A 25,105-nucleotide genomic window follows, 5' to 3' on the forward strand; every position below is an offset into this window, starting at 1 on the left:
TCGATGCTGCTCGCGGTGCCCTTCGCGGTCCTGGCCGGGCTCGTCTCGTTCGCGTCCCCGTGCGTGCTGCCGCTCGTGCCCGGGTACCTCGGCTACGTGTCGGGCATGGCCGGCAGCGGTGCGGACGCGCGCCGCGGGCGGCGCGGGGCCGACGGCGCACGCGTCCCGGGCGGCGTCGCGACGCTGTCGTCCGTCGCGCGCGGCCGCGTCCTCGCGGGGGTCGCGCTGTTCGTCGCCGGGTTCACCGTCGTCTTCGTCCTGTTCGGCGTGCTCGCGGGGTCCCTCGGCGGTCTCGTCGCGCAGTGGAGCGACCCGATCACGCGCGTGCTGGGCGTCGTCGTCGTCCTCATGGGTCTGGTGTTCCTCGGCTGGGTGCCCTTCGCGCAGCGCGAGCGGCGGATCCACCTGGCGCCGACGGCGGGTCTGTGGGGTGCGCCGCTGCTCGGCGTGGTGTTCGGCCTCGGGTGGGCGCCGTGCATCGGCCCGACGCTCGTCGCGGTCTACACGCTCGCGCTCGACGAGGCGTCCGCGGGCCGTGGCGCCGTCCTGTCGGTCGCGTACTGCCTCGGCCTCGGCCTGCCGTTCCTGCTCATCGCGCTGAGCCTGGACCGGTCGGCCCGCGCGCTGCGCCTGCTGCGCGAGCGGCGCGTGCTCGTCATGCGGATCGGCGGCGCGGTGCTCGTCGTCGTCGGTCTCGCGCTCGTCAGCGGGCTGTGGAGCCTGTGGACGCAGTCGCTCCAGGGTCTCGTCGGCGGCTTCGAGACGGTGGTGTGATGAGCGAGCGCGAACGGCGTCCGGACGACCACGCCGCACCGTTCGAGGCGGCCGCGTCCGAGGCGGGCACCTCCCAGGCGGGCACCTCCGGTCCGGACGGCCGTCCGGACCGCCCCGTCGAGCTGCCGCGCCTGGGCGTGCGCGGCTCGCTGCGGTGGGTGTGGCGCCAGCTCACGAGCATGCGCGTCGCGCTCCTGCTGCTCATGCTGCTCGCCGTCGTCGCGGTGCCTGGCTCGGTGCTGCCGCAGCGTCCGGTCGACCCCGCCGCCGTCGCCGAGTACGTCCGGGACAACCCGACGCTCGGCACGTGGCTCGACCGGCTCGGCTTCTTCGACGTCTACGCGTCCGTGTGGTTCTCGGCGGTCTACCTGCTGCTGTTCGTCTCGCTCATCGGCTGCATCCTGCCGCGCACGTGGGCGCACCTGCGCTCGGCCGGGGCGCGCCCGCCCCGCACGCCGCGACGCTTCGACCGGTTCGCGGTGCGCGACGAGGCCGTCGTCGACGCGCCGGCCGAGGACGTCGTGCGTGCTGCGCGGACCTCGCTGCGCGGGCCGCTCTCCGTGCTGCCGCGGTTCCGGGTCGACACCGGGGAGGAGCCGCAGGGCGTCCGCACCGTCGCCGCCGAGCGCGGCTACCTGCGCGAGACGGGCAACCTGCTCTTCCACCTCGCGCTCGTCGGGCTCCTCGTCTCGGTCGCCTGGGGCCAGCTCCAGCACTACCGCGGCCAGGCGATCGTCGTCGAGGGCCGCGGCTTCGCCAACGCGGTCACGGACTACGACACGTTCGAGGCGGGCACGGCCTTCGACCCCCGGTCCCTCGTCCCGTTCACGATGACGCTCGACCGCTTCACGTCCGAGTTCACGCCCGACGCGCGTGCGGTCGACTTCACGGCCGAGGTCACGGTTCGCGAGCCGGGCGACGACGTGCGTGAGACGACGATCCGGGTCAACCACCCGCTGCGGGTCGGCGGCGCGAAGGTGTTCCTCCAGGGCAACGGGTACGCGCCCGAGGTCGTCGTCGAGGACGCCGCGGGCGAGGTCGCGTTCGCGGGTGCGGTGCCGTTCCTCCCCGAGGACGCGGTCTACACCTCGCGCGGCGTCGTCAAGGTGCCCGACGTGTCGGCGGGCGACCAGATCGGCCTCGTGGGCTACCTGCTGCCCTCGGCGGAGATCACGGAGGCGGGCGCCCGCTCGGTGCACCCGCAGCCGCTCGACCCCGTGCTCGTGCTCACCGTCTGGTCCGGTGACCTCGGCCTCGACGACGGCATCCCGCAGAACGTCTACCAGCTCGACGAGAGCGGGATGGACCAGGTGCTCGACGCCGACGGCGAGCCCGTGACGCTCGTCGTGCGGCCCGGCCAGACGGTCGACCTGCCGGAGGGCCTCGGCACGCTCACGTGGGACGGGCTGCCGCGGTTCGTGGCGCTCGACCTGCGACACGACCCGTCGCTGCCCTGGGTGCTCGCGTCGTCGGTCGCGGCGCTGCTCGGCCTCGCGGTGTCGCTGTTCACGCCGCGTCGACGCGTCTGGCTCCGGGTCGTCCCCTCGGACGACGGACGTACAGTGGTGCGCGCCGCTGCGCTCGCCCGCAGCGACGACCTCGGGCTCGCCGCCGAGCTCGAGCGCACCATGACGGCGGTGCGTGCGCTCGGCGAGGTGCCCGACGCGCGCGCGACCGGCGGCCACGCGCAGACCGCCGACGACGTGCCGGAGTCGGCACCCCTGGGAAAGGCATGACGTATGGACCTCGGTGAGCTGAGCCACCTGCTGGCGTGGGGTGCGACCTCCGCGTACGCGGTCGCGCTCGTCGCCTTCGCGGCCGACCTCGCGACGCTCGCGGACCACGCGGCCCAGCGCCGCCGCCCGGCGCAGGAGCGCGTCGGGACGTTCGCCGGGGTGTCCGCCGGGCCGGGCGTCGTCCGCCCGACGACCGACCGTGCGGCGGCCGGGGGAGCGGACGACGCCCGCCCGCTGCCTCGCCGCGCGGCCGCGATCGCCGTCTCCGTGACCACCGTCGGTCTCCTGCTGCACACCGTGAGCGCGGTGCTGCGCGGGCTCGCCGCGGGTCGCGTGCCGTGGGCGAACATGTACGAGTTCACGCTCGTCGGGACGCTCGTCGCCGTCGCGACCTTCCTCGCGCTCGTCCGACGTCGCGACGTCCGGTTCCTCGGGACGATCGTGCTGGGGCTCACCGTCGTCGCGCTGGGGGTCGCGCTCGTCGGCTTCTACACGCCCGCACGCGGCGTGGAGCCCGCGCTGCAGAGCCCGTGGCTCGTCATCCACGTCTCGATCGCGACCATCGCGACGGGTCTGTTCACCGTCGCGTTCGCGGCGAGCACGCTGCAGTTGCTCAAGGACTCGCGCGAGCAGGGCTCGTCACGCCTCGCGGGTCCGCGCTGGCGCGCGCTCGAGATGCTGCCGTCGGTCCGTGAGCTCGAGGCCCTGTCGTTCCGGATCAACGCCGTGGCGTTCGTGCTGTGGACCTTCACGATCATGGCGGGCGCGATCTGGGCCGACCACACGTGGGGCCGCTACTGGGGCTGGGACCCCAAGGAGGTGTGGAGCTTCGTCGTGTGGGTCGTGTTCGCGGCGTACCTGCACGCGCGCACGACGCGCGGGTGGGGCGGGCGCCGCGCGGCCTGGTTCGTCCTCGTCGGCTACGCGACCGTGATCTTCAACTTCACCGTGGTCAACCTGCTGTTCCAGGGGCTGCACGCCTACAGCGGCGTGTCCTGACCGACCCTCACGCGCCCTCGGTGCGCCGGATCTCGTCCGCCGCGGCGTCCTCGGCCGCGGTGTCGTCGTCGACCTCGGCCGGACGCGCCAGGCGGCGCTCGGCCCGCGCGGCGAGCCAGGCGGCGGCCGCGTCGCGCTGCCTGCGCAGGAACAGGTAGGACACGGCCCAGGCGACGACGACGGCGAGGACGGCGAGCAACCAGCCGCCGACGCCGGCCCACCACAGGAGGGCGGCGGCCATGACGAGGACCGCGAGGCGGAGCAGGGAGTAGGTCACGACGGGCACACCGCCAGCGTAGGCCCGCGACCCGGCACCGCGGACCGGCGCCGCGAGGCCGGTCTCGACGGTCCCGGCCCCGGTCCGACGAGCGCCCGTGACGGTCGGGACCGCCCGCCCACGGCGCTGCTCACGTCCCGCCGGAGCCGCCCGGCCGTGCGCGGCTTACCCTGGGGGCATGCGGTACCTGGTGTACGTCGTCCCCATCGGTCTGGCGATCTACGCCCTCATCGACCTGTCGCAGAGCCGTCCCCAGGAGCGCGCCGGCCTCCGGCCGTGGCTGTGGGCGGTCGTCGTCGTGCTCGTGCCCGTGCTCGGGCCGGTCGCGTGGATCGCGACGAGCCGGTACCTGCGCAGCCAGCAGACCCCCTCCGCCGCTCCCCAGCGGCCCGGCCGCGCGCGGGGCGTGCCGCGACGCCGCGGCCCCGTCGCGCCCGACGACGACCCGGACTTCCTGTGGCGCATCGAGCGCGAGCGCCGACGCCGTGAGGCGGGAGCGGGTGCGCCGGACGACGCCGCCCCGGGTGAGCACCTCGACGGTCCGGCGGCGGACGACCGCTCCGACCGACCCGCCCCCGACCCGGACGACCCGCGCGCCTGACGCGGGGCCGGCGACGCGTCGGCCGGCCGGACCGGCTCGAGGACTCAGAACGCGAGGCCGAGCCCGAGCACTCAGATCGCCAGGCCGAGCCCGAGCACGAGGCCGAACGCGAGCTCGAGCATGCCCGTGCCCGCGAGGACGGGCCGCAGCAGCCGCCCGCGTGCGCCCAGGAGCACCGTCCCGGCGAGCAGCCCGGCGGGCAGTCCGAGCAGGAGTGTCAGCGCCGCCCACGGGTTGGCGAGCGCGCACAGCGTCCCGAGCACGACCGGGGCGGTGACCAGCACCGCGTAGACGCGCCGCGAGCGGTGGTCGCCGAGCCGCACCGCGAGGGTCCGCTTGCCTGCGACGACGTCCGTCGGGATGTCGCGCAGGTTGTTCACCATGAGCAGCGCGCACGCGAGGAGCCCGACCGCGACGGCGCCGACGACGGCCGGCCACGAGACGGTGTCGGCCTGCGTGTACGTCGTGCCCAGCACCGCGACGAGGCCGAAGAACACGAAGACGCCGACCTCGCCGAGCCCGCGGTAGCCGTACGGGCGCCGCCCGCCCGTGTAGAACCAGGCGGCGAGGACGCTCAGCGCGCCGACCGCGAGCAGCCACCAGTGCCCGCTCAGCGCGACGAGCGCGAGACCGAGGACCGCGGCCACGCCGAAGGACGCGAACGCGGCGGCCTTCACCTGGCCGGGACGCGCGGCGCCCGACGCCGTGAGCCGCATCGGCCCCACGCGGTCGACGTCCGTGCCGCGCACGCCGTCGGAGTAGTCGTTGGCGTAGTTGACGCCGACCTGGAGCGCGAGCGCGACGCCCGCCGCGAGCAGCGCACGGACGCCGGACGCCGAGCCGAGCTCGGCCGCGGCACCCGTGCCGACCGCCACCGGGGCGACCGCCGCCGGGAGGGTCCGCAGCCGTGCCCCCTCGATCCACTCGCCCGCCGTCGCCATCGGTGCTCCTGTCCTGTCGTGGTCGCGTGTGCCCGACCGTCGTGCTCCTCGGTGCTGCCTCAGTGCTCCCGGTGCTGCCCGGTGATGCCCGGTGCTGCCCGGTGCCCCTCAGCGGTGCTCAGCGCCCGGGCGCCCGTCGGCACCCGTGCGCCCGTCGCGCGCGACCTCGGCCGCCGCGAGCCGCGCGACCTCGGCACGGTCGACCTTGCCCGGGCCCCGCAGGGGGAGCGCGTCGACGAGCACGAGGTGCCGCGGGGCGGCAGCAGCGCCCAGGGTACGGGCCACGTGCGCACGCACCTCCTCCAACGACGGCGTCCTGCCGGACGTTCCGACGACGACGACGGCGGTGACGGCCTGACCCCACTCGGGGTCGGGCACGCCGACGACGCACACCTCGCCGACGCCGTCGAGGGTCGCGACCTCGCCCTCGACCGCGGTGGGCGCGACCTTCGCGCCACCCGTGACCAGCACGTCGTCGCGCCGGCCGAGGACCGCGAGGCGGCCGCCGGCGTCGACCGAGCCCACGTCCTGCGTGCGGAACCAGCGCCGTCCGCCGTCGTGCTCGAACGCCGCCGCGTCCAGGTCCGGCCGCCCGAGGTAGCCGCGCGCGAGCACGGGCCCCGCGAGCTCGACGGCGCCGTCGACGAGGCGCACGGACACGCCGTCGAGCGGTACGCCGTCGTACACGCAGCCGCCGCTCGTCTCGGTCATCCCGTAGGTCCGGACCACCGGGAGCCCGAGCGCGGTCGCGCGCGCCCGCAGCGGCCCGGGCGTGGCCGCACCGCCGAGCAGCACCGCGCTGAGCCGCACGCGCGCCGCGGCGGCGAGGCCCGCGTCGTCCTCGGCCGCGGCGACGACGCGGTGCAGCTGCGTCGGCACGAGCGAGCCGTGCAGCGGTGCGCCCGACGGCGCGTCGGCGACGGACCGCAGCCACGAGCCGCCGTCGAACGGGCCCGGCGGCCCCACGACGGGGTCGAGCCCCGCGACGAGCGAGCGCACGAGGACCTGGAGCCCGGCGACGTGGACCAGCGGCAGCGACAGGACCCAGCGACCGGGGCCGCCGAGCCGCGCGTGCGTCGCGTCGGCCGAGGCGCGCAGCGCCGCGCCGTCCAGCAGGACGCCCCGCGGGCGGCCCGTCGAGCCCGACGTCCGGACCACGAGCGCGACGCCGTCGGGCACGCGCGAGGCGTCGTCGGGCGCCTCGCCGACCGGGTGGGGGAGCACCGCGGGTCCGCCCGTGAGCGCGACGTGCAGGGCCTCGGCCACCCGGTCCGCCGTCGCGCGGTCCGTCGGACCCACCGGCAGCGGTACGAGCGGGAGGTCCACGTCGCCAGCCTAGGTGCGCCGTACAGTGTCCCGGGCGCCCCGTGCGGACGGCGCCCCTGCACGTGATCGGACCGGGTGCGCCCGGGTCCACCGAAGGAGTTCCCCGTGGCCCAGTCGACCACGTCCCGTCGCCCCGCCCGGCTCGGCGCGACCCACCCCGGCCGCCCGCGTCGGCCGCGCCCGGAGCGCTCGTCGCTCGCGCGGCGGGGGCTGCCCGGGCGTCTCGCGGTCGTCGCCGTCGCGGCGGCGCTCGCGCTGACCGCGTGCAGCGGCGGCGAGGAGGTCGCCGAGCCCGAGGTGCCCGAGCCGGTGACCGTGTCGCCGTCGATCGAGCCGAGCCGAACCCCTGCCCCGGAGCCCGAGGTCCCGCTCACATGGCCGCTCACGGGCGTCGAGACGGCCGAGGTCGCGGCGCGGCCCGCGGTCGCCGTCAAGGTCGAGAACACGTCGGTCGCGCGCCCCCAGACGGGGCTCGAGTCCGCGGACGTGGTGTGGGAGACGATCGTCGAGTTCGAGGTCTCGCGGTTCGTCGCGGTCTTCCACTCGCAGGTCCCCGAAGAGGTCGGGCCCATCCGGTCCGTCCGCCCGATGGACCCGCTGATCGTCGCGCCGCTGCGCGGCCTGCTCGCCTACTCGGGCGGGCAGCAGGGCATCCTCGACGAGGTCCGCGCGAGCGGCGTGCAGTCGATCAGCCACGACGCCGGGGCGGCCGGCATGTACCGCGTGGGCTTCCGCAGCGCGCCGCACAACGTCTACGGCTCGCTGCCCACGTTCCTCGCGTCCGCCGACGCCGAGCACGCGGCGCCCCCCGCCGAGCAGTTCGCGTTCGCGCTGCGGCCCGAGCAGGCGACCGCGCGCGTCGCGGGCACGCCCGCGGGGACGCTCGCGTTCCGGCTCTCGGCGCAGTCGAGCCCCTCCTGGACGTTCGACGGCGCGTCGGGCACGTGGCTGCGCTCCGAGGGGTCGACGCCGGCGACGGCCGCGAGCGGGGCCCGGCTGTCCGCGGTCAACGTCGTCGCGCTCACCGCGGACCACCCGAACAGCCCGTACGGCGCGCAGGGCGGCGCGCCGGTCCCGACGTACGACCTCGTCGGCGAGGGCGACGTCGTCGTCGCGAGCGGTCCCGCGACCGTCGCGGGACGGTGGCGCAAGACCGCGCTCGACGCGCCCCTGCAGCTCTTCACGGCCGACGGCGCGCCGCTCCTGCTCGCACCGGGCAACACGTGGGTCGAGATGATCCCGGCGGGCAAGGGCTCGCTCACCGTCTCCTGACGCGGCGCGCCCGGGGACGGCCGGCGGGTCACGGCCGACGACGCGTCACGACACCTTGCCGCGCAGCAACCGGTGCCAGTACACGGGCGGCTCGAGGTAGCGGTCGAAGAGCAGCGTCGCGAGCCGCGGCCGGACGAGGTCGGGGAACGGGATCGTCGGCTCCGGCCGGCCGTCGCGGTCGAACTCGGCGAGGAGGAGCCGACGTCGTGACGTCGTGACGGGCGCGACCGAGTAGCCGTCGTACCGGCGCATCGGCCGGCCCGTGCGGCGGGCGGCGATGTTGTGCGCGACGACCGGCACCTGCTTGCGCAGCGCGCCGCCCGACGGGAGCGTGCCGACCGTCGCGACGTCGCCGAGGCCCCACACGCGCGCGTGCTCGACGTGCTCGAGCGTGCCGGGGTCGACGGCGACGAACCCGTCGCTGCCGGGGGTCGCGAGGCCGCGGACCCAGGCCGGTGCCCGGTGCGGCGGCGCGAGGTACAGCGCGTCGTACGACGCCGTCGCGGCGCCGTCGGGCGTGCGCAGGGCGAGCGAGCGCGCCGCGGCGTCGACGCTCTCGACGGTCGTGCCGAACCGCGTGCGGATGCCGTACGACGCCACCGCGTCGCGCAGCACGCGGTCCGCCCCCTCGTGCCGGACGAGCACGTCGCCCTCGACGAGCAGGTCGACGTCGATCGCGTCGAGCACGCCCGTGCGGCGCCAGTGGTCCGCGGCGGTGAGCAGCGGCTTGAGCGCGACGGGCGCGCACGGCACGTGCCGGTCGGAGACGACGAACACGGCCCGGCCCGAGGTGAGGGCCGCGAGCATGTCCCACGTCGCGGGCGCGTGCTCGGGCAGGTAGCTGGTCGACGCGTGCGGCGTCCCGACGGCCTCGGCGCTCCCGGGGATCGCGTCCCAGTCCACCTCGGACCCGGGGCAGACGGCGACGTCCCCGTACCCGAGCTCGTCACCGCCCGCGAGCCGCACGACGCGGCGCGTCGGGTCGACCTCGACCGCCTCGTCGGCGTACCAGCGGCAGCCGTCGGGCACGACGTCGGCCTGCGGGCGCCGCAGGTCCTCGAGCGTCGCCATCCCCGACGCGACGTAGGACAGCAGCGGGCGGTAGTGGTGGACGGCCTTGGGCTCGACGAGCGCGACGTCGCGGCACCCGGACCTCAGGAGCCTCGCCGCGAGCGAGATGCCCGCGTTCCCCCCGCCGACGACGACGACGTCGTGGTTCCGCTGCGTCATGGCTGCTCCCGGGCCGGGGGACGGGGTCCCTCGCCACGCTAGGCGACGGCCCGGCCCCGCGCCGGTCGGGGAGGACCCTGGTGCGACCCGCGCGCGTCCTCCGTCCCGGGGATGAGGCGGCGGGGCCGGTGTGCGACCGAGGGGTGAGGGCGGTCGCGGCGAGGTCCCGACCACCGGGCGATCCGCGCGGGCCGCCCTCGGCGCGAGGCTGGTCCCATGAGCACGACGACCGCGAACCGGACCGACGACGACGCCCGCACGACGGCTGCGCACCTGCGCGCCGCGGCACCCGTCCTCACGGCGGTCCTCATGCTGTTCGGGGTGCTCGCCGCGGTCGCGTTCGCGCTCCGCGAGGTCGTCGAGGTCGGCGTGCTGCTGGTCGGCGCGCAGTAGGCCACCGCGGGAGCCGGGCGCGCTGGGGGGCGCGTCGACGGGCTCCGGTCGCGGTGAGCGGCGCGTGGGCGCGCTGCGGTGGCGCCGGGGGGCGCACGAGGGCGGGCGGTGACGGAGGGTCACCGCCCGCTCTCCTCACGTCCGGGGCCGGGTTTGGGCGGGTCGGGCCGGCCGCAGGGGTCGTGAGCCGGGCGCCGGGTGCGGGGCGGCGGGTCAGAACGCGTACGGGAAGCCGCTCCAGTCGGGGTCGCGGCGCTCGAGGAACGCGTCGCGGCCCTCGACCGCCTCGTCGGTCATGTAGGCCAGGCGCGTCGCCTCGCCCGCGAACACCTGCTGACCCATGAGCCCGTCGTCCGGGAGGTTGAACGCGAACTTGAGCATCCGGACGGCCTGGGGCGACTTGGTCGCGATGGTCCGCGCGTACTCGAGGGCGAGCCCCTCGAGGTCCTCGTGGTCGGCGACCTCGTTCACGGCACCCCACCGCTCGGCGTCGTCGGCGGAGTACTCGCGGGCGAGGAAGAAGATCTCGCGGGCGCGCTTCTGACCCACCTGCCGCGCGAGGTACGCCGAGCCGTAGCCGCCGTCGAACGAGCCGACGTTCGCGTCGGTCTGCTTGAAGCGCCCGTGCTGGCGGCACGCGATGGTCAGGTCGGCGACGACGTGCAGCGAGTGCCCGCCGCCGGCGGCCCACCCGTCGACGACGGCGACGACGACCTTCGGCATGGTCCGGATGAGCCGCTGGACCTCGAGGATGTGCAGCCGACCCGCGCGTGCGGGGTCGATCGCGTCGGCCGTCTCGGCGTCCGGGTCGGACGTGTACCGGTAGCCGTCGCGCCCGCGGATGCGCTGGTCCCCGCCCGAGCAGAACGCCCAGCCGCCGTCGCGCGGGCTCGGGCCGTTGCCGGTCAGCAGGACGGTCCCGACGTCGGAGGTCATGCGCGCGTGGTCGAGCGTCCGGTAGAGCTCGTCGACGGTGTGCGGGCGGAACGCGTTGCGGACCTCGGGCCGGTGGAACGCGATGCGGACGACGCCCAGGTCGCGGTCGCCGTCGACGCCGCGGTGGTAGGTCAGGTCGGTGAGGTCCTCGAACCCGGCGACCGACCGCCAGCGCGTCGGGTCGAACGTCTCGGACACCTTCTCCGGAAGCGCACTCATGGGCGTCAGGGTAGGTGGGCGCCCGGCGGGGCGACGTACCCTTCCCCTCGGCCGCGCGCCGGACCCGACGGTCGGCCGACCGTCGGGTGACGACCTGCCGACGGTCCGCCGACGGCCGGCCCGCCCCCGCTCGCCGCGCCCCGAGCCCGCCGCACGGCGGGACCAGCACGGAAGGAACCGCGTGACCGTCGCACCACCCGCGCCCGCGCGCCCCGCCGTCGTGCGGGAACGGCTCTGGACCGGCCCGCTCGGGACGGTCGTGGCGGGCGTCTTCGCGACCGCCTTCCTCTTCGCGTTCGAGGCGTACGCGGTCGCGGTCGCGCTCCCGCTGGTCGCGGCCGACCTGGACGGCGTCGCGCTGTACGCCGTCTCGTTCGCGGCGCCCCTGGCGGCATCGGTCGCGACGATGACGGCCGCGGGACCGTGGGCCGACCGCAGCGGTCCGGGCGGCCCGCTGCTCGTGGGGGTCGGGGGATTCGTCGTCGGCCTGCTCGTCGCAGGTCTCGCGCCGACCATGGAGGCGTTCCTCGCGGGGCGTCTCGTGCAGGGCCTCGGGTCGGGGCTGGTCACCGTGGCGCTGTACGTGCTCGTCGGGCAGGTGTTCGACGAGCACGTGCGGCCCCGGGTGTTCGTCGTCATGACGTCGGCGTGGGTCCTGCCCGCGCTCGTGGGGCCGCTCGTCGCGGGCTGGGTCGCCGAGACGTTCGGCTGGCGGTGGGCGCTCCTCGGCGCCGTCGTCCCGTCGCTCGTCGCGGTGTCGCTGCTCGTGGGCGTCGCGCGCCGTCCCGGCGCCCACCCCGGTGCGCGGCTGCGCCCGGGGCGCGTGCTGCTCGCGTCCGCGGCGGCGGTCGGGGTGCTCGGCGTGAGCTCTGCGGCGCGTCAGGACTCGGCGCTGTGGCCGGTCGTGCTCGTCGCGTCGCTCGCGGTCGTCGCCGTCGTCGTCCCGCCCCTCCTGCCGCGCGGCACGTGGACGGGGCGCCGCGGGCTGCCCGCCGTGATCGCCACCCGGAGCGTCGTGTCGCTCGCGTTCTTCGGCGTCGAGGCGTACCTGCCCCTCGTCCTCGTCGAGCAGCGCTCGCTGACCCCGACCCAGGCGGGGCTGTTCCTCACGGGGGGTGCCGTGCTGTGGTTCGCGGGCTCGTGGCTCGCCGCGAACCTCCCCGTGCTCGCGGACACGGTGCGCCGCGTGCGGCTCGGGACGGGGCTCGTCGCGCTCGGCGCGGTCTCGGGCGTGCTCCTCGTGGCCGGCGCACCGCTCGCGGCGGTCGCCGCGCTCTGGCCGCTCGCGGGGCTCGGGATGGGCGTCGCGTCGTCGACGCTGTCGGTGCTGCTGCTCGAGCGCGCGGCGCCCGGCGAGCACGGCGCGGCGAGCGCCGGCATGCAGACGAGCGACGCCGTGGTGCAGGCCGTCGGGCTCGCGCTCGGGGGCGTGCTCGTCGCGGTGCTGCTGCCCGTCGCACCCGTCGGCGCGTACGCGGCGGTGCTCGCGGTGGCGCCGGTCGCGGGGCTCGCGGCGCTCGCGGTGAGCGGCCGCATCGGACGTGCGCCCGCCGCGTGACCCGACCGCCGCGTGATCGTGATCGTCCCGGCGTTGCGAGCGGGCGGCTCCGACCGGGACGCTCGCGTCAGACGACGGCGCAGGCCGTCCCGCCCCCGAGGAGGACCCGTGCGCAGGAGCGTCGCCGTCGCGGCCCTGGTCCTGCTCCTCGGCGCGGGTGCGGTCTCGTGCGCGACGGGCGACGCGAGCACCGAGGCGGGGTTCGGTCTCCCGACCCAGCCACCCGACGACCCCGTCGCGGGTGAGCGCGAGGAGCTGCGCGGGACGCTGCACGTCGAGGACGACGGGTGCTTCACCTGGGTGGCCGAGGGTGGCGACGAGGCGTCCCGGCCGTGGATCGTGTGGCCGTCGGGCGGCCAGCACGACGGGGACCACGTGACGCTCCCTGACGGCACGTCGGTCGGCCAGGGCGACCTCCTCGTCGCGACGGGCGCGCACGTCGAGCCCGAGGCGCTCCCGGACTACCGGGACGGCGGGGACTCCTACTTCTCCTCGTTCGGCGGCTTCTGCGGGGTCCGGGACCGCGGCGTCGTCGTGCTCGACGAGGTCCGCCGCGGCTGACGCGGGCCACGCGGGCCGGCCGCACGAGCCTCGCTGCACAGCCCCGGCGCGGGGGGTCCGCCGTACGAGCCCGGCCGCGAGGTGCGTCGGTGCCCGGCACTACGGTGGCCCTCGTGACCGCGCCCGCCCCGCCCCGCGTCTACCGCGTGGGCCTGCGCACCCGCTTCCGGGGCCTGACCTCGCGCGACGGCGTCCTCGTGCGGGGCGACGCGGGCTGGGGCGAGTTCTCGCCGTTCTGGGACTACGACGTCGCCGAGTCGCGTGCGTGGTGGCGGGCCGCGCGCGAGGCCGCCGAGGAGGGCTGGCCCGCTCCGGTGCGCGACGCCGTCCCCGTCAACGTCACGGTGCCCGCCGTCGACGGCGTGACCGCGCGGGGGATCGTCGAGCGGTCCGCCGGCTGCCGCACCGCGAAGGTCAAGGTCGCCGAGCCCGGGCAGACGGTCGACGACGAGGTCGAGCGCCTCGAGGCCGTGCGCGACGCCCTCGGGCCGGGCGGCCGCGTGCGGGTCGACGCCAACGGCGCCTGGGACGTCGACACCGCCGTCGCCCGCCTCGCCGCCCTCGACCGCGCCGCGGGCGGGCTCGAGTACGTCGAGCAGCCGTGCCGGACGGTCGCCGAGCTCGCCGAGGTCCGGCGGCGCACCGTGGTGCCCGTCGCGGCCGACGAGTCGATCCGCCGCGCGGAGGACCCGCTCGAGGTGGTGCGTGCCGCGGCGGCGGACGTCGTCGTGCTCAAGGTCCAGCCGCTCGGGGGAGTGCGCGCGTGCCTGCGGCTCGCCGAGCAGGTCGGCCTGCCGGTCGTGGTCTCGTCCGCGCTCGAGACGTCCGTCGGGCTCGCGGCGGGCGTCGCCCTCGCGGCCGCGCTGCCCGACCTGCACCACGCGTGCGGTCTCGCGACCGCGCAGCTCCTCACCGACGACGTCGTCGCCGAGCCCCTGCTGCCGGTCGACGGCGCGATCGCGGTGCGTCGCCCCGAGCCCGACGACGCGCTGCTCGCGGCCCACGCCGCCGACGACGACCTCACGACCCGCTGGCTCGCACGGCTCGACGCGGTGCGCGCATGAGCGCCTCGACGCGCGCGGCACGGGTCCTGCTCCAGGCGCTCGCGGCCCTCGGGGTGCACGACGTCGTTCTGTCGCCCGGGTCGCGGAGCGCTCCGCTCGCGTACGCGCTCGCCGAGGCAGCGGCGCACCGCGAGGGGGGCGCGCGGAGCGGCGCGCCCGGCGACGACGCGCGTGCGCCGGGCGTCCCGCGGCTCGACCTGCACGTGCGCGTCGACGAGCGCAGCGCCGGCTTCCTCGCGCTCGGCCTCGCGCGCGGGGCACGCCTGGCGGGGGACCCGCGTCCCGTCGCGGTCGTGACGACGTCGGGGACGGCGGTCGCGAACCTCCACCCGGCCGTCCTCGAGGCGCACCACAGCGGCGTCCCGCTCCTGCTCCTCACGGCCGACCGCCCGCACGAGCTGCGCGGTACGGGTGCCAACCAGACGACCGAGCAGGTCGGGCTCCTGGAGCCGGTGCGCCTCACGATCGACGTGCCGGCACCGACCGGCCGCCCGGGGGAGGACCGCGACCTGCGCCACGTCGCGGCACGTGCGGTGGCCTTCGCGACCGGTGCGCGCACGGGCGACCCGGGCCCCGTCCACGTCAACCTCGCGTTCCGCGACCCGCTCGTGCCCGACGACGAGCCGTGGCCCGAGCCGTCGCGCGACGGGCTCGCCGAGGTCCTGCGCCGTGGGGCCGCTGTCGGTGGCGTGGCGTCCGGCGCGCCGCACCCGACCGCCGCGCTGACGGCTGCCCCGCTGACGACCGCCCCGGACGCGTCGCTGCCCGGGGACCTCGAACCGGACGGCGTGCCGACCGTCGTCGTCGCGGGCGACGAGGCCGGCCCGCTCGCGCGCCGGCTCGCCGAGGCGAACGGCTGGCCGCTGCTCGCCGAGCCGTCGTCGGGTGCGCGCGGCGGCCCCAACGCGGTCGCGGCCTACCGGCTCCTGCTCGCGGACACGGAGCTGGGCGGGGCCGTGCGACGCGCCGTCGTGCTCGGGCGCCCGACGCTGTCACGGCCCGTGCAGGCGCTGCTCGCGCGGCCGGACGTCGAGTCCCTCGTCGTCGCGCCGCACGGCGGTGACTGGCCCGACGCGTCGCGCAACGCCACGCAGGTGCTCGCCGAGGTCCCGCCGGGGCTGCTCCGCGGTCGCCTCGGGGAGGGCGCCGTCACGCCGTCCGGCCGACCGTGGCTCGAGGCGTGGCGCACGGCGGGTGCGGCGGCGCTCGGGGCCGTGCGGGCCGTGGGGGCTGAGGAGAACCCCGCCCCCGCCGCGACCGGGGAGGGGCTCGGCGGCCTGTCGGGCCTCGCGGTCGCCGCCGAGGTCGCCGCGTCGGTGGGCCCCGACGACGTCCTGGTCGTCGGGTCGAGCAACCCCGTGCGCGACCTCGACCTCGTCGCGGCGTGGGACGAGCCGCCCGCCGTCGTCGCCAACCGCGGCCTCGCGGGGATCGACGGCACCGTGTCGACCGCCGGCGGTGTCGCGCTCGCGCTCGGCCGGCCCGTCGTCGCGCTGCTGGGTGACCTCACCTTCCTGCACGAGGTCGGCGGGCTCCTCGTCGGTCCGCTCGAGCGCGAGCCCGACGTCCGGCTCGTCGTCGCCAACGACGACGGCGGCTCGATCTTCGCGACGCTCGAGCACGGTGAGCCCGCGCGGGCGGCGACGTTCGAGCGTGTCTTCGGGACGCCGCACGACGCGGACCTCGGGGCGCTCTGCGCGGGGTACGGCGTCCCGCACCAGCGCTTGACGACGCTCGAGGAGCTCCGGTCGGCGCTCGCCGCACGCGTCGCGGGCAGGTCCGTCGTCGAGGTCGTCGTCGACCGCGCGGGCCGACGGGACCTGCACGCCGCGGTCGCGGCCGCGGTGCAGGAGGCCGTGCGGGGCGACGCGCGCGGGCCCGACGGCGTACGGCAGGCTCGCACCCAGGACTGAGGGCGGACGTCCGGCAGCCTGGCCCGCCGCGCCCTCGCCGCGCACGGGCGCCCCGCCGGTGCGCACCACCCACGGGCCCGTCCGCGCTCCCGACCCGCGCGGCGGAGCAGGTCGCAGTACCGTCGGCTCGTGCGCTGGGACGAGGCCGAGGCCGTGCTGTTCGACCTGGACGGCGTGCTCACGCCGACGGCCGCGGTCCACATGCGGGCGTGGGAGCTCATGTTCCGCGGGTACTTCTCGACGCACGGGATCGAGCCGCCGTACACCGACGAGGACTACTTCGCGCACGTCGACGGCCGGCCCCGGTACGACGGTGTCCGCGCGACGCTCGCGTCGCGCGGCGTGCGCCTGCCGGAGGGGCTGCCGGGCGACCCGCCGGGCACGCCGACCGTGTGCGGCCTCGGCAACACGAAGAACGCGATGGTCAACGAGGTCCTCGAGCGCGAGGGCGTCGAGCCCTACCCGGGATCGGTGCGCGTCGTCGACGACCTCGAGCGGCGCGGCGTCGCGATGGCGGTCGTGTCGAGCTCGCGCAACACGCCCGCGGTCCTCGGCGCCGCGGGGCTCGCCGGGCGCTTCGGTGTCGTCGTCGACGGCACGGTGGCCGCGGCGGAGCACCTGCCGGGCAAGCCCGCACCCGACACCTTCCTGCGAGCGGCGTCCCGGCTCGGCGTGCCACCGGCGCGCGCCGTCGTCGTCGAGGACGCGGTCTCCGGCGTCGCCGCCGGTCGCGCGGGCGGCTTCGGGCTCGTCGTCGGGGTCGACCGCGGTGCGGGTGCCGACGTGCTGATCGACTCAGGCGCCGACGTCGTCGTCCAGGACCTGGCCGAGCTGCTCGCATGAGCGCAGCGCGCGAGGAGCACCGGCACCTGCCCGAGGCCGACGGGGCGACGGAGCGGGTCGTCGGCTACCGCCGGTACGTGGGTGGGCCCGATCCGCTCGACCGGTCGCGCATGCCGTGCCACCCCTGGCGGCTCACGGAGCGCGTGTTCGACGCGGACGACCTGGGGCGCACCGAGACCTTGTTCGCCGTCGGCAACGGCTACCTCGGCATCCGCGGGACCCTCGAGGAGGGACGCCCCGCGCACCAGCACGGGACGTACGTCAACGGGTTCCACGAGACGTGGCGCATCCAGCACGCCGAGGCCGCGTACGGGCTCGCCGAGGTCGGGCAGACCATGGTCGACGTCCCGGACGCGACCGTCATGCGCCTGCACGTCGACGACGAGCCCCTGCTGCTGTCGGTCGCCGAGCTCGTCGACTACGAGCGGACGCTCGACATGGCCGACGGCGTGCTGACGCGTGACCTCGTGTGGCGCACGCCCAGCGGCAACCGCGTGCACGTCCGGTCGCAGCGCATGGTGTCCTTCACGCAGCGGCACCTCGCGGTGCTCACCCTGTCGGTGACGCTCCTCGACGCGCCCGCGCCGGTCGTCGTGACGTCGCAGGTCGTGAACAGGTACGCGACCGACGAGCTGCACGGTGGCCTGCACGGCGACGGCGTGGGGCGAGGTGGCGCGGACGGCAACGGGAACGGGAACGGCGGCGGGGGCGAAGGTCCGGCCGACCCGCGCCGCGGTGAGCGCCTCGCGCACCGCGTCCTGGAACCGGTCGAGCACCGCCGCGCCGGCGACCGCGCGGTGCTCGCGTACCGGTGCGCCACCTCGGGGATGACGTTGGGCGTCGGGGTCCACCACCTCGTCGAGGGCGATGGTGCGACGACGACGACCGTCGTCACGGGTGACCTCGCGACCACCGACGTCCGCGCGCAGGCCCAGCCCGGCCGGACGCTGACGGTCACCAAGCTCGTGAGCTACCACACCTCGCGCGAGGTGCCCGCGAGCGAGCTCGCGGACCGCTGCGAGCGCACGCTCGACCGCGTCGGGGCCGAGGGCGTCGACAAGCAGCTCGCCGACCAGCGCACGTGGCTCGACGGCTACTGGCAGCGGTCCGACGTCGAGGTGCCCGGCGAGCCGTCGGTGCAGCAGGCCGTCCGGTGGAACCTGTTCCAGGTCGCCCAGGCGGCGGGCCGCGCGGAGGGCAGCGGCATCCCGGCCAAGGGCCTGACGGGGAGCGGGTACGGCGGGCACTACTTCTGGGACACCGAGATCTACGTCGTCCCGTACCTCATCTACACGTCGCCGATCATGGCGAGGAACGCGCTGCGCTTCCGGTACACGATGCTGCCCGCGGCGCAGAGCCGGGCGCGCGAGCTCAACGAGGGCGGCGCGCTGTTCCCGTGGCGGACGATCAACGGCGCCGAGGCCTCCGCGTACTACGCCGCGGGGACCGCGCAGTACCACATCAACGCCGACATCGCGTACGCGCTCCAGGCGTACGTCGACGTGACGCGCGACGAGGAGTTCCTCGCTCGCGAGGGCGTCGACGTCCTCGTCGAGACGGCCCGCCTGTGGGCCGGTCTGGGCTTCTGGCGGGGCGAGGGCGCGGGCAGCTTCCACATCCACGGCGTGACGGGCCCGGACGAGTACACGACGGTCGTCAACGACAACCTCTACACGAACGTCATGGCGCGCATGAACCTGCGCGCGGCGGCGTCGGCGGTGCGCCACCTCGAGCGCGCGTGGCCCGAGCAGCACGCGCGCATGGTCGTGCGCCTCGGGCTCGGGGCCGACGAGGTCGACGAGTGGCTGCGCGTCGCGGACGCGATGGCGATCCCGTACGACGAGCACCTGGGGATCCACCCGCAGGACGCGCAGTTCCACGAGCGCGAGGTGTGGGACCTGCGCAGCACGCCCCCGGACCGTCGGCCCCTGCTGCTGCACTACCACCCGCTCGTCATCTACCGCTTCCAGGTGCTCAAGCAGGCCGACGTCGTGCTCGCGACGTTCCTCCGGGGCGAGGACTTCAGCCCCGAGCTCAAGCGCGCCGACTTCGAGTACTACGAGCCCATCACGACCGGCGACTCGAGCCTCTCCGCGGTCGTGCAGTCGATCATGGCGGCCGAGGTGGGGTACCACGAGCTCGCGCTGGACTACTTCCACGACGCGCTCTTCGTCGACCTCGCCGACCGCCACGGGAACACCGCCGACGGCGTGCACGTCGCGTCCGCGGGCGGGGTGTGGAGCATGCTCGTGCACGGGTTCGCCGGCATGCGGCGGCTCCCCGGCGGACGCACGTCGTTCGACCCGCGGCTCCCCGCGCAGTGGGAGGCCGTCACCTTCCGGGTCACGCTGCACGAGACGCGCCTGCGCGTCACGGTGCGTGCCGACGCGATCGAGCTCGTCACCGAGGCCGGCGCGGGCGCGACCGTCCTCGTGCGCGGCGTCGAGCACGCCGTCGGCGCCGCGGGCACCGAGGCCGTCGTCGTCCCCCTCGACGGGCAGGGGCCGCGGATCCCCGGCAGGCCCGACCCCTACGCGCAGCACGACACGGTGCGCCCCGACGGCTCGGTCGTGACCTCCTCCGTCCCCGAGCCGTCGGGGACGGACCCGCAGGTGGAGGCCGACGCCCCGGTGCGGTGAGCGGCTGCCGTCCCAGCGAACTCCCAGGCGCCTCCCAGGGGTGCGCAAGCCCCGTGGTGTGTCGTGGTCCCCGGAACCGAGGAGGACACATGACCACCACCCCGCAGCACGACGAGCGCACCCCGTGGGGCACCGCGGCGCCCGGCCAGGGCTGGAGCGCACCCCACGCACCCCGGCAGGCGTCCGAGGCCGGTCCGCAGGCCGCGCCGCACCCCCAGCACGCGCCGCAGGGCGCCCAGCACGCACCGCAGGCCCCGCCGCCGCCGCCGGGAGCGGCGTTCGGCGTCCGGCCCGACCCGTACGGCTCGCACGGCGCGCCGCCCCTGCCCCCCACGACGACGTCGGTCGCGGCCCCGCCCCGCCGTCGCCCCGGGTGGGTCCCGATGGCCGCGACCGCGACGGCCGCCGCGCTCAGCGCGAGCCTGCTCACCGCGGGCCTGACGGGAGCCTTCGAGCCGGAGGAGACGACGGCGGTCGTCCCGACGCTCGGCCAGGAGGCCGCTGAGTCCTCGACGGTGCCGACCTCGTCCACCGGGACGCCGGACTGGCAGGCCGTCGCCGACGCTGTCCGTCCGAGCGTCGTCGCGATCGACGTGCAGACCTCGTCGGGCGGCGGCGCCGGCTCGGGCGTCGTCATCGACGCCGAGGGCCACATCCTCACGAACCACCACGTCGTCTCCGGCGCGGTCGACGGCGGCCTGCGCGTGACGCTCGCCGACGGGCGGGTGCTCGCCGCGACGGTCGTCGGGACCGACGCCACGACCGACCTCGCGGTCATCGTGCTCACCGACCCGCCGTCGGACCTCGAGCCCGCGACCCTGGGCGACTCGGACGACGTCGAGGTGGGCGAGCCGGTCATGGCCGTGGGCAACCCGCTGGGCCTCGACTCGACCGTGACCACGGGCATCGTCTCGGCGCTCGACCGGCCCGTGACGACGAGCGACGGGAGCGACCTCACGGTCGTCACCAACGCGATCCAGATCGACGCCGCGATCAACCCCGGCAACAGCGGCGGCCCGCTGTTCGACGCCTCGGGCCGCGTCATCGGCATCAACTCCTCCATCGCGAGCATGCCGACCGGGGCCGGCGGTTCCACCGGGTCGATCGGGCTGGGCTTCGCGATCCCGTCGAACCTCGCCGACCGCGTGGGCGCCGAGCTGATCGCCGACGGCGAGGCGTCGCACGCCTACCTCGGCGTCAGCCTGAGCGACGGCACGGCCGAGACCGACGGCGTCGCGCGGCGGGGCGCCGTCGTCGAGCAGGTGTCCGACGGGACGCCCGCCGCGGAGGCCGGGGTGCGCGTCGGCGACGTCGTCGTGGCGGTCGACGGCGACGCGGTGAGCGGGGCCGAGTCCCTCACGGCCTTCGTCCGCGAGCGCGCCGTCGGCAGCGACGTGACGCTCACCGTGGTCCGGGACGGCACGTCGACCGAGGTCCAGGTGACGCTCGCCGAGCGGCCTGAGACCACCGCGACCCCCCAGCAGCAGGAGAGCACCCCGCAGCTCCCGCCGGGCATCACGCCCGAAGACCTCGAGGAGCTCTTCGGCCGCTGATCGGCACCGCACGCGGGCGCGCCGCACGGCGCCCGTCCACGCTCCCGGCCCGGCGGGTCCCCCACCGTCGGGCCGGGCACGACCCCCCTGCGCCGGCTCCCCCTCCGGTGCAGGGGACCAGTCCGGGCCCGTCTCCCCTTCGGGCCCGACCCTCCGCCCACCCGGCGGAGCGACGGCACCCCGGCCCGGCGGCCACTCCCTCCGCCGGGCCGGGGTCCCGTCATGCCCGGGCCCGCCCGGTCAGCGGCGGCGGCGCGAGCGCCACGCGGCCCACGCGCCCGTGGACCACAGCGCCCACACGACGAGCAGGGGCTGGAACGGCAGGCGCACGAGCCGCTTCGTGTCGGTGTCGAGCCCGAACGCGTCGGTCCCGGTGATCCACTGCGAGACGTTGCCCGGGAACACCGCGACGAGGAACGCCGCGACGACCGCGCCGACGACGGGCCGCAGGCGGCGCGGCGCGACCACGAGCGCGGTCCCGAGCACCACCTCCACCACGCCGGACACCACGACGACGTCGTCGGCGTCGGCCGGGAACCAGGGCGGCACCTGGGCGCGGAACTCCTCGCGCGCCCACGCGAGGTGGCTCACCCCCGCGAACGTGAGCGCCGCCCCGAGCAGCACCCTGCCGACGGTGCGGGCAGGGCCCGACGGAGCGGGCACGCGTCCCGACGGGCGACGGACGGGCGCCGGCTGCTCGGCGGGCACGGCGGGCACGGCGGGCACGGCGGCTCCTCGGGTGGGGCGGACCGCCACCGTACGACGGGTGGTCGCCGCGCGTCAGTCGGCGGCGAGCGCGTGCCGCATCGGCTCGAGCTTCGCCTCCGACTCGGCGAGCTCGGCGCGCGGGTCGGACGCCGCGACGATCCCGCAGCCCGCGAACAGCCGCAGGCGGTGCGCGTCCTCCGGGTCGAGTTCGGCGGAGCGCAGCGCGATGCCCCACTCCCCGTCGCCGTCGGCGCCCATCCACCCGACGGGTCCCGCGTAGCGGGCGCGGTCCATGCCCTCGACCTCGCCGATCAGCGCGCACGCCGCGGTGGTCGGGGTGCCGGCGACCGCGGCCGTCGGGTGCAGCGCCGCCGCGATCGCGAGGCTCGTGGGGTGGTCGCCGTCGACGCCGCGCAGGACGCCCGTGACGTCGGTCGCGAGGTGCAGCACGTTCGGCAGGTGCAGCACGAACGGCGTCTCGGGCACGTTGGTCGACGAGCAGAACGGGTCGAGCGCGTGCGTGAGCGACTCGACGGCGTACTCGTGCTCCTCGAGGTCCTTCGAGGAGTGCGCGAGGATCGCGGCGCGCGCCATGTCGGCCTCGTCGTCGCCGGTCCGGCGGATGGTCCCGGCGAGCACGCGCGAGGTGACGAGGCCCTTCTCGCTGCGCAGCAGGAGCTCGGGGGTCGCGCCGAGCAGACCGTCGACGGCGAACGTCCAGCACGTCGGGTAGTCGTCGGACAGCCGGTGCAGCACCCAGCGCGCGTCGAGCGGCTCGGCGGTGCGCGCGACGACGTCGCGTGCGAGGACGACCTTCTCGAGCTCGCCCGCGCGGATCCGTCCGACCGCGGTCGCGACCGCGTCCTGCCACGCGGTCGGGTCGAGCGAGCCGTCCGCGTAGTCGACGTCGCCGGGCGCGGCCGGCGGGTCCTGCACGACGACGACGGGCGGCGCGGCGACGCCGCCGAGCGCGAGCGTCGTGACCCACGCGACGTGCCCGCGGCGGCCCACGACGACGCGCGGCACGACGAGGACGCCGCCCGCGGGCGACCCGGCGGCGAACGCGAAGGAGCCGAACGCGACGGGACCCGAGCCCGGCACGCCGACCTCGTCCCGCACCACGGCGTGCGCGACGAGGCGTCGCCACGCACCCTCGGCGGCCGCGAAGCGCTCGGGACCGGCCGTGGGCACGCGGAGCAGCTCACCCCACGCGACCATGCCGTCGCCGCGGCGCAGCCACGCGAGGCCGCCGTCGGCGGGGAGCAGGTCGAGCAGGTCCGCGGGGAGCGAGTCGACGTCCACCGCGACGGTACGCGCGACGAGCGGGCCGGCCGCCTGGTCCGCGTGGAGCTCCTCGGCGTGACGGCCCGAGGAGGGGTGGGTGCTCATCGCGACAAGGGTAGGTCCTGGCGCCTGAGAGACTGACCGGCATGCGCGCCAGCCTCGACAAGCGACCCCACGAGGTCGCCGCGATGTTCGACGGGATCGCCCGCCGCTACGACCTGACGAACGACGTCATCTCGCTCGGTCAGGACCGACGGTGGCGCACGGCGACGATCATGGCGGTCGACGCGCGCGCGGGGGACCGCGTGCTCGACCTCGCGGCGGGGACGGGGACGTCCAGCGAGCCGTTCGTGACGGCGGGGGTGCACGTCGTCCCCTGCGACCTGTCGCTCGGGATGCTCACCGAGGGCAAGCGACGCCGGCCGGACCTGCCCTTCACCGCGGGCGACGCGACGCGGCTGCCCTTCGCCGACGCCTCGTTCGACGCGGTCACCATCTCGTTCGGCCTCCGCAACGTCGTGGACACCGAGGGTGCGCTGCGCGAGATGCTCCGCGTGACGCGCCCGGGCGGACGGCTCGTCGTGACCGAGTTCTCGACGCCCACCTGGGGCCCGTTCCGGACGGTCTACATGGAGTACCTCATGCGCGCCCTGCCGCCCCTGGCGCGCGCGGTGTCCAAGGAGCCCGACGCCTACGTGTACCTCGCCGAGTCGATCCAGCAGTGGCCCGACCAGGAGGGGCTCGGCCGGCTCGTGCGCCGCGCGGGCTGGACGGACGTCGCGTACCGCAACCTGACCGGCGGCGTCGTCGCGATGCACCGCGCGACGCGGCCGGTGTGAGGCCTGCGTCGAGCGCAGGCGAGCGCGGTTTCCCACGGGGACCCTGGTCCCTTGAGGAAGGCAAGCCTCACCAGACACGCTGGGAGGTCGCGGTTAGACTTGGGGACGTTGTGTTCGTGAAGGTCTTCACAAGGACGGCCGCGTGGTGAGTGCTCGCATCGATGACGCCGACGTCATCGTCGTCGGAGCAGGTCCCGGCGGGTCCACGGCGGCGTACTACCTCGCGACGGCGGGACTCGACGTCCTCGTCCTGGAGAAGACGGCGTTCCCGCGCGAGAAGGTCTGCGGCGACGGCTTCACGCCCCGCACCGTCCGCGAGCTCGTCGCGATGGGCGTGCCGCTCCGCGAGGAGGACGGCTGGATCCGCAACAAGGGCCTGCGCGTCATCGGCGGCGGGCACCGCATCGAGCTGCCGTGGCCCGAGCTCGAGTCGTTCCCGGACTACGGCGTGTGCCGCACGCGCAAGGACTTCGACGAGACGCTCGCCCGGCACGCCGCGAAGGCGGGCGCGCGGATCCAGGAGCAGATGAACGTCACGGGGCCTGTGGTCGACGAGCGCACGGGGCGTGTCGTCGGCGTCACGGCCCGTCCGGTCGACGCGAACGGCCGGCGCGCGGGCGACGAGCAGACGTTCCGCGCCCCCGTCGTCATCGCCGCCGACGGCGTGTCCGGGCGCTTCGCGCTCGCGCTCGGCATCGAGAAGGACCCGCGCCGGCCGATGGGCGTCGCGGTCCGCACGTACTTCCGCACCCCGCGGCACGACGACGACTGGATGGAGTCGCACCTCGAGCTGTGGGACGGCGAGCCCGGCCGGTCCAAGCTCCTGCCCGGCTACGGCTGGATCTTCGGCCTGGGTGACGGCACCGCGAACGTCGGCCTCGGCACGGTGAGCTCGCGCGCGACGACGACGAAGACCGACTTCAAGGACCTGCTCCAGCGCTGGGTCGCGAACACGCCCGCGGAGTGGGAGTTCACGCCCGAGAACCAGGTCGGCCCGGTGCGCAGCGCCGCGCTGCCGATGGCGTTCAACCGCAAGCCGCACTACACGCGCGGCGTCCTGCTCGTCGGGGACTCGGGCGGCATGGTCAACCCGTTCAACGGCGAGGGCATCGCGTACGCGATGCAGGCCGCGCGCATCGCGGCCGAGGTCGTCGCGCAGGCCCGCTCGCGCCGCACCGACGCCGCGCGCGAGGCGACCCTCGGGACGTACCCGCGGATCATGGCCGACGAGCTGGGCGGCTACTACTCGCTCGGGCGCGTCTTCACCGCGATCATCGAGAAGCCGGAGATCATGCGGTTCCTCACGCGGTACGGCCTCCCGCGCCCCGCGCTCATGCGCCTGACGCTCAAGCTGCTCGCCGACGTGTACGAGCCCCGGGGCGGCGACGTCTCGGACCGCATGATCAGCGCGCTGTCGAGAATTGCGCCTGCGGCATGAG

The 25,105-nt window shown here is 76.2% G+C and carries 22 protein-coding genes; 15 read left to right on the forward strand and 7 right to left on the reverse strand.

What is annotated here, in order from left to right:
- Window positions 1-3: 3 nt before the first annotated feature.
- From IEV86_RS11595 to ccsB, 3 genes are read left to right on the forward strand one after another with little or no spacing between them, the layout of a single operon-like run.
- Window positions 4-774: a cytochrome c biogenesis CcdA family protein gene (locus IEV86_RS11595; RefSeq protein ID WP_043604025.1), complete on the forward strand. Its 771-nt coding sequence runs from the start codon at window positions 4-6 to the stop codon at window positions 772-774.
- Window positions 774-2,510 (forward strand): cytochrome c biogenesis protein ResB, encoded by a 1,737-nt coding sequence (resB, locus tag IEV86_RS11600; protein WP_052425970.1) that lies wholly within the window; start codon window positions 774-776, stop codon window positions 2,508-2,510. Before IEV86_RS11595 ends, resB begins: the two co-directional genes overlap by 1 nt.
- Window positions 2,511-2,513: 3 nt before the next feature.
- Window positions 2,514-3,509 (forward strand): c-type cytochrome biogenesis protein CcsB, encoded by a 996-nt coding sequence (gene ccsB, locus IEV86_RS11605; RefSeq protein WP_043603996.1) that lies wholly within the window; start codon window positions 2,514-2,516, stop codon window positions 3,507-3,509.
- A gap of 7 nt (window positions 3,510-3,516) precedes the next feature.
- Here the strand turns inward: ccsB and IEV86_RS11610 are convergent, their stop codons facing one another.
- Window positions 3,517-3,795 (reverse strand): DUF4229 domain-containing protein, encoded by a 279-nt coding sequence (locus tag IEV86_RS11610; protein WP_043603999.1) that lies wholly within the window; start codon window positions 3,793-3,795, stop codon window positions 3,517-3,519.
- 169 nt (window positions 3,796-3,964) lie between these two features.
- Here IEV86_RS11610 and IEV86_RS11615 point away from each other — a divergent pair, with 169 nt between their 5' ends.
- Window positions 3,965-4,387, forward strand: a complete 423-nt coding sequence (locus IEV86_RS11615) for a PLDc N-terminal domain-containing protein (protein ID WP_081978560.1) — start codon at window positions 3,965-3,967, stop codon at window positions 4,385-4,387.
- 71 nt (window positions 4,388-4,458) lie between these two features.
- Here the strand turns inward: IEV86_RS11615 and IEV86_RS11620 are convergent, their stop codons facing one another.
- Both IEV86_RS11620 and menE read right to left on the reverse strand, forming a co-directional pair.
- Window positions 4,459-5,328 (reverse strand): 1,4-dihydroxy-2-naphthoate polyprenyltransferase, encoded by an 870-nt coding sequence (locus IEV86_RS11620; RefSeq protein WP_043604001.1) that lies wholly within the window; start codon window positions 5,326-5,328, stop codon window positions 4,459-4,461.
- Window positions 5,329-5,436: 108 nt separating this feature from the next.
- On the reverse strand, window positions 5,437-6,654 hold the full coding sequence (gene menE, locus IEV86_RS11625) for an o-succinylbenzoate--CoA ligase (RefSeq protein ID WP_229734617.1): 1,218 nt from the start codon (window positions 6,652-6,654) through the stop codon (window positions 5,437-5,439).
- 105 nt (window positions 6,655-6,759) lie between these two features.
- On the opposite strand from menE, the gene IEV86_RS11630 reads away from it, so the two are divergent.
- Window positions 6,760-7,926: a DUF3048 domain-containing protein gene (locus tag IEV86_RS11630; RefSeq protein ID WP_229734618.1), complete on the forward strand. Its 1,167-nt coding sequence runs from the start codon at window positions 6,760-6,762 to the stop codon at window positions 7,924-7,926.
- Between the two features lie 45 nt (window positions 7,927-7,971).
- On the opposite strand, the gene IEV86_RS11635 is transcribed toward IEV86_RS11630, so the two are convergent.
- On the reverse strand, window positions 7,972-9,156 hold the full coding sequence (locus tag IEV86_RS11635) for an NAD(P)/FAD-dependent oxidoreductase (protein ID WP_043604831.1): 1,185 nt from the start codon (window positions 9,154-9,156) through the stop codon (window positions 7,972-7,974).
- Window positions 9,157-9,372: 216 nt separating this feature from the next.
- Between IEV86_RS11635 and IEV86_RS11640 the strand changes: the two genes are divergently transcribed.
- Window positions 9,373-9,549 carry a hypothetical protein gene (locus IEV86_RS11640; RefSeq protein ID WP_161784032.1) on the forward strand — a complete coding sequence of 59 codons (177 nt, stop codon included), beginning with the start codon at window positions 9,373-9,375 and terminating at the stop codon, window positions 9,547-9,549.
- A gap of 213 nt (window positions 9,550-9,762) precedes the next feature.
- On the opposite strand, the gene IEV86_RS11645 is transcribed toward IEV86_RS11640, so the two are convergent.
- Window positions 9,763-10,704 (reverse strand): 1,4-dihydroxy-2-naphthoyl-CoA synthase, encoded by a 942-nt coding sequence (locus IEV86_RS11645; RefSeq protein WP_043604828.1) that lies wholly within the window; start codon window positions 10,702-10,704, stop codon window positions 9,763-9,765.
- A 181-nt stretch (window positions 10,705-10,885) separates the two neighbouring features.
- On the opposite strand from IEV86_RS11645, the gene IEV86_RS11650 reads away from it, so the two are divergent.
- The 7 genes from IEV86_RS11650 to IEV86_RS11680 all read left to right on the forward strand — a co-directional run bounded on the left by IEV86_RS11650 (window position 10,886) and on the right by IEV86_RS11680 (window position 20,835).
- Complete coding sequence (locus IEV86_RS11650; RefSeq protein WP_052426067.1) at window positions 10,886-12,262, forward strand: MFS transporter; 1,377 nt, start codon at window positions 10,886-10,888, stop codon at window positions 12,260-12,262.
- Between the two features lie 108 nt (window positions 12,263-12,370).
- Window positions 12,371-12,823, forward strand: coding sequence for a hypothetical protein (locus IEV86_RS11655; protein ID WP_043604826.1), 453 nt, complete (start codon window positions 12,371-12,373; stop codon window positions 12,821-12,823).
- A gap of 113 nt (window positions 12,824-12,936) precedes the next feature.
- A complete protein-coding gene (locus IEV86_RS11660; protein WP_043604866.1) occupies window positions 12,937-13,887 on the forward strand; it encodes an o-succinylbenzoate synthase in 951 nt (316 codons plus the stop codon).
- Window positions 13,884-15,800: a 2-succinyl-5-enolpyruvyl-6-hydroxy-3-cyclohexene-1-carboxylic-acid synthase gene (gene menD / locus IEV86_RS11665; protein ID WP_052426066.1), complete on the forward strand. Its 1,917-nt coding sequence runs from the start codon at window positions 13,884-13,886 to the stop codon at window positions 15,798-15,800. Before IEV86_RS11660 ends, menD begins: the two co-directional genes overlap by 4 nt.
- A gap of 129 nt (window positions 15,801-15,929) precedes the next feature.
- Window positions 15,930-16,643: an HAD family hydrolase gene (locus IEV86_RS11670; RefSeq protein ID WP_043604823.1), complete on the forward strand. Its 714-nt coding sequence runs from the start codon at window positions 15,930-15,932 to the stop codon at window positions 16,641-16,643.
- Between the two features lie 110 nt (window positions 16,644-16,753).
- Window positions 16,754-19,282, forward strand: a complete 2,529-nt coding sequence (locus IEV86_RS11675; protein WP_043604861.1) for a glycoside hydrolase family 65 protein — start codon at window positions 16,754-16,756, stop codon at window positions 19,280-19,282.
- An 89-nt stretch (window positions 19,283-19,371) separates the two neighbouring features.
- Entirely contained in the window at window positions 19,372-20,835 is a 1,464-nt protein-coding gene (locus tag IEV86_RS11680; protein WP_052426065.1) for a S1C family serine protease, read from the forward strand.
- Between the two features lie 240 nt (window positions 20,836-21,075).
- Here the strand turns inward: IEV86_RS11680 and IEV86_RS11685 are convergent, their stop codons facing one another.
- Both IEV86_RS11685 and IEV86_RS11690 read right to left on the reverse strand, forming a co-directional pair.
- Window positions 21,076-21,498: a DoxX family protein gene (locus tag IEV86_RS11685; RefSeq protein WP_043604856.1), complete on the reverse strand. Its 423-nt coding sequence runs from the start codon at window positions 21,496-21,498 to the stop codon at window positions 21,076-21,078.
- A gap of 117 nt (window positions 21,499-21,615) precedes the next feature.
- A complete protein-coding gene (locus tag IEV86_RS11690) occupies window positions 21,616-22,932 on the reverse strand; it encodes an isochorismate synthase (RefSeq protein WP_043604820.1) in 1,317 nt (438 codons plus the stop codon).
- A 41-nt stretch (window positions 22,933-22,973) separates the two neighbouring features.
- On the opposite strand from IEV86_RS11690, the gene IEV86_RS11695 reads away from it, so the two are divergent.
- Window positions 22,974-23,666 (forward strand): demethylmenaquinone methyltransferase, encoded by a 693-nt coding sequence (locus IEV86_RS11695; RefSeq protein ID WP_043604817.1) that lies wholly within the window; start codon window positions 22,974-22,976, stop codon window positions 23,664-23,666.
- Between the two features lie 142 nt (window positions 23,667-23,808).
- The gene (locus tag IEV86_RS11700) at window positions 23,809-25,104 is read left to right on the forward strand and encodes a geranylgeranyl reductase family protein (protein WP_043604813.1); all 1,296 of its coding nucleotides are present in this window, start codon (window positions 23,809-23,811) and stop codon (window positions 25,102-25,104) included.
- Window position 25,105 lies beyond the last annotated feature (1 nt).

Origin of the sequence: Cellulomonas carbonis, from assembly GCF_014636275.1 — a bacterium.
GTDB lineage: Bacteria > Actinomycetota > Actinomycetes > Actinomycetales > Cellulomonadaceae > Actinotalea > Actinotalea carbonis.